At 39.8% G+C, this 5035-nt stretch carries 9 protein-coding genes and 1 pseudogene; 8 read left to right on the top strand and 2 right to left on the bottom strand.

Annotation, left to right across the window (positions count from 1 at the left end):
- Positions 1-491: 491 nt before the first annotated feature.
- From IM509_RS24305 to IM509_RS04385, 7 genes and pseudogenes are all read left to right on the top strand, one after another.
- Positions 492-688: pseudogene (locus tag IM509_RS24305) on the top strand (hypothetical protein).
- Between the two features lie 79 nt (positions 689-767).
- Positions 768-1052 (top strand): ribbon-helix-helix domain-containing protein, encoded by a 285-nt coding sequence (locus tag IM509_RS04410; protein ID WP_185236834.1) that lies wholly within the window; start codon positions 768-770, stop codon positions 1050-1052.
- Positions 1052-1348 (top strand): type II toxin-antitoxin system RelE/ParE family toxin, encoded by a 297-nt coding sequence (locus IM509_RS04405; protein ID WP_008206074.1) that lies wholly within the window; start codon positions 1052-1054, stop codon positions 1346-1348. Before IM509_RS04410 ends, IM509_RS04405 begins: the two co-directional genes overlap by 1 nt.
- A gap of 204 nt (positions 1349-1552) precedes the next feature.
- Positions 1553-1738, top strand: coding sequence for an anacyclamide/piricyclamide family prenylated cyclic peptide (locus tag IM509_RS04400; RefSeq protein WP_002797460.1), 186 nt, complete (start codon positions 1553-1555; stop codon positions 1736-1738).
- Between the two features lie 201 nt (positions 1739-1939).
- The gene (locus IM509_RS04395) at positions 1940-2809 is read left to right on the top strand and encodes a LynF/TruF/PatF family peptide O-prenyltransferase (protein WP_002767616.1); all 870 of its coding nucleotides are present in this window, start codon (positions 1940-1942) and stop codon (positions 2807-2809) included.
- A 203-nt stretch (positions 2810-3012) separates the two neighbouring features.
- Positions 3013-3159: an anacyclamide/piricyclamide family prenylated cyclic peptide gene (locus IM509_RS04390; protein WP_185236833.1), complete on the top strand. Its 147-nt coding sequence runs from the start codon at positions 3013-3015 to the stop codon at positions 3157-3159.
- A 525-nt stretch (positions 3160-3684) separates the two neighbouring features.
- Positions 3685-3837, top strand: coding sequence for an anacyclamide/piricyclamide family prenylated cyclic peptide (locus tag IM509_RS04385; RefSeq protein ID WP_272079352.1), 153 nt, complete (start codon positions 3685-3687; stop codon positions 3835-3837).
- Between the two features lie 379 nt (positions 3838-4216).
- On the opposite strand, the gene IM509_RS04380 is transcribed toward IM509_RS04385, so the two are convergent.
- Positions 4217-4384 carry a hypothetical protein gene (locus IM509_RS04380; RefSeq protein ID WP_221634766.1) on the bottom strand — a complete coding sequence of 56 codons (168 nt, stop codon included), beginning with the start codon at positions 4382-4384 and terminating at the stop codon, positions 4217-4219.
- Positions 4385-4545: 161 nt separating this feature from the next.
- Positions 4546-4806, bottom strand: coding sequence for a transposase (locus IM509_RS04375; RefSeq protein ID WP_128575314.1), 261 nt, complete (start codon positions 4804-4806; stop codon positions 4546-4548).
- A 70-nt stretch (positions 4807-4876) separates the two neighbouring features.
- Here IM509_RS04375 and IM509_RS04370 point away from each other — a divergent pair.
- A partial coding sequence (locus IM509_RS04370; RefSeq protein WP_272079353.1) for a DUF29 family protein occupies positions 4877-5035 on the top strand: 159 nt, incomplete at its 3' end.

Below are 5035 nucleotides of genomic sequence, written 5' to 3'. Positions count from 1 at the left end.
GAACCCTTATGTAGAAAAGCATTTGGCCATTTTTGTCAATTGTTTTTGATCTAGAGCGAACTAATCAATTAAATCTCTTACCAGATAAGGATTTAGTCGATTTATGCCCCCATATCGAATCATACCAAGTAACGAAGAACCATTAAATCTAAGAGTTGAGATTGTTCGTCAATTTATTGCCAATCAGAACAATTAAAACTTTTTGGCTACCAATGCGATGATCATCAATTCCCTTATCAAGGTTTATTTTTGCAAAATTTCTCTCTTTTTATTTATTTCAGGCTCAGGTAAAGATTCTCCTAATTTCTGATAAAGTTCCATCAGAGATTCTAGGACTTCTTCAGCATTTTTCACTGATTCAGCATAAGTATTACCATGAGTTCGCCATTTTTGACCTGGAAAGTCGGGTAAGCCAACTAGATAACAATTGTCTTCATCAGATCACTGAATCACTATTCTATATTTAAGTTTTTGGCTCTTCTAGATTCTGTGTGATAAGTTTAACTTACATAGGATCGATCAATCTTTGTGTCCTTTGTGTCTGGAGTGGTTCGTTCCACTCACTGCCCCAAGACTCTATCTTAGAATACATTTTACCCACCAAACCGGGGAGAGCCATTTTTTTTGGCATCAGTCAAGATTTGATCGATCAGGTAATTTGCTGGGGGGTGTGACAAGTCTTGTATAATCTGTTAAAATTATAAGATGCTAAAAAGTCAGCGCTATAATACTCCATCAGGATGATATCACGGTAATTAGGAGAAGCAATGAACACTATCCAACTGACACCAGAAATAGAAAATTTGATTGCTCAACAAATGAAAACAGGCAAATATCAAGATGATTTAGCCGTTATTCAAGAGGGATTGCGTTTATTGGCAGAAAGAGACAGAATTTACCGAGGAAGATTTGAGGAATTGAAACGGGAAGTTATGATTGGCGTTGAGGAATTAAGACGACAGGAAGGAATTAATGGCGAAGAGGTTTTTTCAGAATTAGAAGAGGATTTACAACAAATAGAGGCTCAAGTTTTCCCAATGAGTCATGAATAATGTCAAAGATTATTTTCTCACCCTCAGCTAGATTGGATTTAAAGCAAGTTAATAGTTACTTGGCTGGGAAAAATCCGCAAGCTGCTAGAATTTTAAAAGAAAAAATCCAACAGGCTTGTAAAAAATTAGCTAAATTCCCCAATCTGGGACGTAGGCGCGATGAGTTAATCCCTAGATTACGAAGTTTTCCAGTAGAAGATTATCTAATCTTTTATTTCCCTCTTGAAAACGGAATTGAAATCGCAAGAGTAGTTAGTGGATATAGAGATTTAGATGCTATGTTTGATCTTGATTAAAAAAGCGATCGCATCAATCTAAGGGTATCATTCTTCCCTGCTTCCCAGTAGCATCGGCTGGGGGTTTGCTTCGGGAAATTTAAGCTGATCTAAACTTAACAAAAACTCAACAAAAACTTCACAAAAACTTCACAAAAAACTATTGACAAGAAGATGTCAAGGCTGGTTAATTAAATTAATTAACATCATTGGAGGATTTACCCCATGAAAACCAAAAAACTGACACCCCGCAATGCTGCTCCTGTGCAACGGAAAAATACCGCTACCGTCTCTCGCGATGGTAATGCGATCATTCAACTTGATTGGGGAACTTTTTGTGTGCAAGAGGATGGGGAGGGAAATTGTAAAGAGTGGTACGAACTGCCGTTTGCGGGAGACGACGCAGAGTAATCTGCCCGATTCTAGCACGAACCTCACTGAAGAAGCGGGGGAGTAGGGGAGAGGGGAGAGGGGGAGTACAGGTTTTTGCTCTTCTCAGTCTCCCTTTTCCTAAGCTTACGATTGCTATAAGACTTAGATTCAGCCAATGGTAATGCGATCCTGCGGCTGATTAGTAACTAGATAAAATTTCATTGACTCGCTCAGTAAAATATGGCAACCTCATTAGAAAGTAGCAAAAAAAACTACTATATCAGCACACACAAGCAAGCTTTTGATGTCGAGAATTTTTACCCACTGGAGATTTGGGAAAAATTTGTCGAAAAAATCGAGAAAACCTCAGAAAAATGTTTTCTTGAGTCTTCTTGTAAAATAGACCAAGGCCAATTTTATGCGGCTCGCTTTGGCATTGGTTTTGACCTCCAAAATCTCCAACAACTTAACGCGGTATATAATTTTTGTCAGGAAGTGGAATCGCGGGTGGGTGTGCGAGTAGATTATTCTTTAATTAAGCAATTTTTAGGCGACGACTTTGATTTCAGTAAGATGACAGAATTTCTAATAGGAGTTGATGCGCGACGAGAATTAGCTGAATCAAAATTAAAGATTGCGCTAACGATTAATGACTATCCAGAAAAGCTAAAAACCGCGATATATCTTAACGGTGGGTTAGACGAAACTATTGAAAAATTAATTGTGAGTAATAGCTTACATTTGGGTTTTGATTTAAGCCTAAATGGTATCAGCGAGATTGAACTTTATCCTTATATTGGGAAACAGGATTTTCAACGAATTGATATTCAGCAAAGGTTAGCAACTGTGTTATCACCCCAAGCGTTGCGACCTTTGGCAGCTTGCCGTCGCATTTGTGTGGGTTTATCTAAAGGTAATACCGAGAAAATTCTGTACTATTATTTGGAAGATATAAAAGATTTTCTCAATTACTTTACTCCTAATGATACAGCCCGTCGAGTTCACGCATATTACCAAAAACAACCCATTAGTGAAATGTGTGTTGCTGCACCAGAAAGTCAATTTATTGCGGAGAAAATTGAAAAAATGAATTTGTATTATCTATTTTAATCAATCATTTGCAAATGCAAAGTTTACCAGTAGCATCGGGTAGTGTTGTTTTATTCGGAAAATTTAAGCTGATCTAAGCTTGACAGATGGTAATGCGATCGCCCATTCGGGAAATTTAAACAGAAAAACTGAATAAAACTATTGACTCGGCAGAAAAAAGGTGGTACGACTGAACTCAACAACAATAATGGAGGATTTACCCCATGAAAGCCAAAAAATTGACACCCCGCAATGCTGCTCCTGTGCAACGGGAAAATACCGCTACCGTCTCTCGTGATGGCAATGCGATCGCCCCCCTTGGTTATAAATATCAAGATTGGATACCTTTTGCGGGAGACGACGCAGAGTAATCCCCCTGATTCTAGCACGAACCTCAAAAAATGTCAAAAGTCTTTTTCTCCTTGCCAGGGCGCACGGTTTGCCTCAATCAATTGACGTATAACCCTAGTTAATTCAGGGCTTTCGGATACCTGGAACCCGGGGAGAAGTAAGGGTAAGTGCTAGAAGATTTAGTCAATGCTACTTAAAAAGTCGGGGATTATCTTTGACTTCTCTTGGTCAAAAATTAGAGTTTTCAATAAGTCCCCGATCAATGTTCTTAACAGTAATTCGCTTGTTTTAAGAGCGATTTAGTCTTTGTTGACTGTGCTTTTTTTGTTGCTAAATTGTTACAAAACTAAATAAAAAAAGCCTTGACAATTGAGTTACTTTAAGTAAACATAAGACTAACCTAATGTTGTTAAGTAGTCATGCAAAATTAATTACCTGCCCGATCGAGCTAAAACCCTTACGGGGCAATGATCGTCATGTGTAAATAATTTTGCCTAGGTACTTAAGACTTAGGAAAAAACCATACAAACAAGAGGTCATTCACTATGGAAACCAAAAAACTGACACCCCGCAATGCTGCTCCTGTCCAACGGGAAAATACCGCTACCGTCTCTCGTGATGGCAATGCGATCGCTCCCATGGCTCTGAGGGGGCCGCTGGCCGACCTCAGTCCTTTTGCAGGCGACGATGCGGAGTAATCCCCCCGATTCTAGCACGAACCTCAAAAAATGTCAAAAGTCTTTTTCTCCTTGCCAGGGCGCACGGTTTGCCTCAATGAATTGACGTATAACCCTAGTTAATTCAGGGCTTTCGGATACCTGGCACGGGGGTTGAACAAGACGAGACTTAGATTTTTTGGGGTTGGTGGTAGAGCCTTTTTCTGATAGATGAACCCCAGCCAACAGCTTACTACCCCAATGGCATCGGGTTGGGGTCTTCTTCTCCTTGGGTTTGTATTTCTGGCAAAAGCCTTTGTACTTTCTGGCACATTCTTCTAAGCTGTCACCCAGTTTAAGAAAAGCAGGAGGCTCTTCTCGACTTTGTGTGATAATTTTTGCTTATGGAACCCTGAAGTGCTTATTGGGCAAAACTTTTAGGACTATTTTGCGGATATTCTATCGGTATAGACCTCGTTTCCACACAGAAACCAGAAGAGCCAGCAGGATGCCATTGAGTTAATCCATCATCGGTTAAACGTTCATAACTACCGTAGTTACTGAAATCGTAGAAGAAACCAGAACGCATTTTGGCGGCTTTCGGGTTGCCGTGAATGTAACGTAAGGTATTTAACGCCCTTTCTCTATCTGAAGGAGGGAAACCATCGCAAAAATACCGCTTTTCCCAAAAGTGTCCTGTGCGATCCCCCCTAGCCCCCCTTGATAAGGGGGGAAGCCGAAGGCGGGGGATCACATCGCCTTGTACCAGTTGAGAAAGTGCATAATTTTGGGTAAATCTTCTGGTTGGGCAGGTTCGATCAGATAATGGACATGATTAGACATGATACAGAGAGCATAAAGCTTAAACTGGTGTTTTTCTAAAGCCTTCTTGATGGCATAAAGAAATACCTCCAGGCATTCCCGCTTGGATAGTTTGAACTCTCGGTTATTGCAGCGTGTGGTGACGTGGTAGGAATAACCAGCTTGAAGATTTCGAGGTTTTCTTGACATATTCTTAAGCGAAATTTGAAATTTATGATAGTTGCTAAAACTACAAAACTGCTAATGGAGACCATCAATAATGCAAAGTATTCACGCCTTAAAACAACTCTATGAGCTTGATGACTCTCAATGGCTAGGAGAAACCATTAGCTTGCTTAGAAATCATCAATTTCAACAGCTAGACTTAGAACATTTAATCGAGGAATTAGAGGATTTGGGCAAAGAAAAGAAAAATGCG

The organism is Microcystis sp. M31BS1, from assembly GCF_020245285.1.
GTDB classification, from domain to species: Bacteria; Cyanobacteriota; Cyanobacteriia; order Cyanobacteriales; family Microcystaceae; genus Microcystis; species Microcystis panniformis.
Note: the sequence above shows the minus strand (reverse complement) of the source record. Positions and strands in the feature narration are given on the sequence as shown.